The 2,096-nt window shown below is 69.5% G+C and carries 3 protein-coding genes; 1 reads left to right on the forward strand and 2 read right to left on the reverse strand.

What is annotated here, in order from left to right; all coding sequences use genetic code 11:
* Positions 1-884 (reverse strand): TonB family protein (locus AC1DYI_RS33695; RefSeq protein ID WP_477208459.1); only part of this gene is annotated, 884 nt, incomplete at its 3' end.
* A 57-nt stretch (positions 885-941) separates the two neighbouring features.
* Entirely contained in the window at positions 942-1,127 is a 186-nt protein-coding gene (locus tag AC1DYI_RS33700; RefSeq protein WP_477208460.1) for a hypothetical protein, read from the reverse strand.
* Positions 1,128-1,261: 134 nt separating this feature from the next.
* Here AC1DYI_RS33700 and AC1DYI_RS33705 point away from each other — a divergent pair.
* The coding region (locus tag AC1DYI_RS33705; protein WP_477208461.1) for a LysR family transcriptional regulator at positions 1,262-2,096 on the forward strand (835 nt) is incomplete at its 3' end.

Genomic DNA, 2,096 nt, shown 5'->3' on the forward strand with positions numbered 1-2,096 from the left:
AGATTGCCCAGTCGCGATGCCATCGCAAAGTAGGTCGCCGCCAACGGAACCTGACGGTCCTTGTCGGGGGCGTTGGCGTGGTACACGCCCAACTCATGCAATGCGAGGGGATTGCCCAGCAAGGCTGCGCGCTCGTACAGGCGCCGTGCCTCCTGAACGTCCTTCGCCAGGCCGCCCCAGCCGCGGCGGTAGAAATAGGCCAGACGCAGCATGGCGTCCGGGTCACCCTTGTCGGCCGCCTGGCGATACCAGTGGGCCGCCTTGGCGTCGTCGCGCGTCGTCCCGCGACCGTTCTCCAGCATCCAGGCCAGGGCGCGCTGGCCGCGGCTGTCGCCTGCATCTGCCAGTTGCTGAAACAGCGCCAAGGCCTTGGTGTCGTCTCGCGGCAGTTCGGTGCCGCGCAGGTACATGCCGCCCAGGGTGTACGCCGCCGCCAAGTCGCCACGTTCGGCGGCTTCGGTCAGGGTGGCTTGGCGGCTCTTGGCGGCGGCTGAAACTGGAGGTGTGACCCCTTCGAGCCGCCAGAGGTATTCGACCTTGAAGCGTGGCGCTGACGCCGCGGCGGAAGCAGCGCCTGGCACGAAGTGGCAGCTCTTCAGCATGCGGATGGCAGTCTCGTCCAGCAACTGGTGGGCAGGCGTCGAGCCGCTGGGCTCGGTGACCTCGATGGCTTTGGCGACACCTTCGGTGTCGACCTGGAAGCTCAACTTTGTCGTGCCCACGGCGTTGGCCCGTCTTGCTGCGGCGGGATATTCCTGCCGTTCGCAGGTTGCCGGCAGCATCTGRCCCGGCTTGGCTACGGGCGGCTCGTCGGCCCTGGCAGCGCCGACGGCGGCGCACGATGCCGCGACCAGGATCAGCCAGGGTATGTGGGGTTTGTCCATGCCCCATTCTCCAGCGGTTCGGCGGGCGCGGCGCCGGACCCGGCCCGCTCGACAAAGCTACGGCGAAAGTGCGCGCCGCCGGCGCCAGCCGGCCGCGGCCAACCATGAGGCCGCACGGAACAGCGTCGACCAGGCGTCGTGAATCGCTTGGGCCCGCAGCCGCGCCGCTTCGGCGTGCGCCAGCGCAGTCAGCCGTGCGCGTTCGGGTGCGGTCAGCCGGGGGAAGAGTGTGTCGCTGCGCATGGTGCAAGCCTCGGTTCGTGTCGGTGAGGGCACTCTAGGCAGCGGGATTCGGGGCGGAAACGGCACGCCGGCCAAAGCCGTTTTGCGGCCGCCGCAACACCGATCGCCCGCCGAGCCCGCCTACCATCGCGGCGATGGACGACTTGGCCTTCGACGACCTGAAGCTTTTTGCCCGCGTGGCTGCACTGGGCACCTTGTCGGCCGTGGCGCGTGAGCGCGATGTGCCGGTGAGCCAGGTTTCGCGTGCCTTGTCGCGGATCGAGAAGACCTGCGGCGCACGGCTGATTCACCGCTCGACCCACGGCCTGGCCTTGACGGCCGAGGGCGAGACTTTTCTCGGTTATTGCCAGCGCCTGGCAGGCACGCTCGAAGCGCTGGAAGGTGAGTTCGCTGTTCAGGCGCGCGAGGCCAGCGGGCTGGTGCGCGTGGCGGCCAGCACGGTGGTCGCGCAGTACCTGCTGCTGCCCAGCCTGGCTGCGCTGAATGAGCGCCACCCGGCGCTGCGGGTCGAGCTGGAGGTCAGCGACCGGCTGGCCGACATGGCGCGCGACGGCATCGACATCGCGATCCGCACCGCCGCCACGCTGCCCGAGACGATGGTCGCGCGCCAGATCGGCACGCTGGGCCGAGCGCTGTATGCGTCACCGGTCTATGCCGACAGCGCCGGCCTGCCGCAGCACCCGGATGAACTGCACCGCCACCGGCTGGTTGCCAACACCGCGGCGCCGCAGCTGAACCACTGGCCTTTCATCATTGGTGGCCATCCGCTCAAGCTGGTGGCCGACGGCTTCTGGCGCACCAACGACACCGGCCTGGCCGCCAACATGGTGCTGCAGGGCCTGGGCATCGGCCGGCTGGCCATGGCGGTGGCCGAACCGCTGGTGCGCGAGCAGCGGCTGGTTCCGGTGCTCGCTGCCTTTGTCGACCCGCAGCCGGCGCCGATCTACGCGGTGATGGCCAGCGCACGCC

The organism is Ideonella sp. P3_A4 (assembly GCF_056403075.1).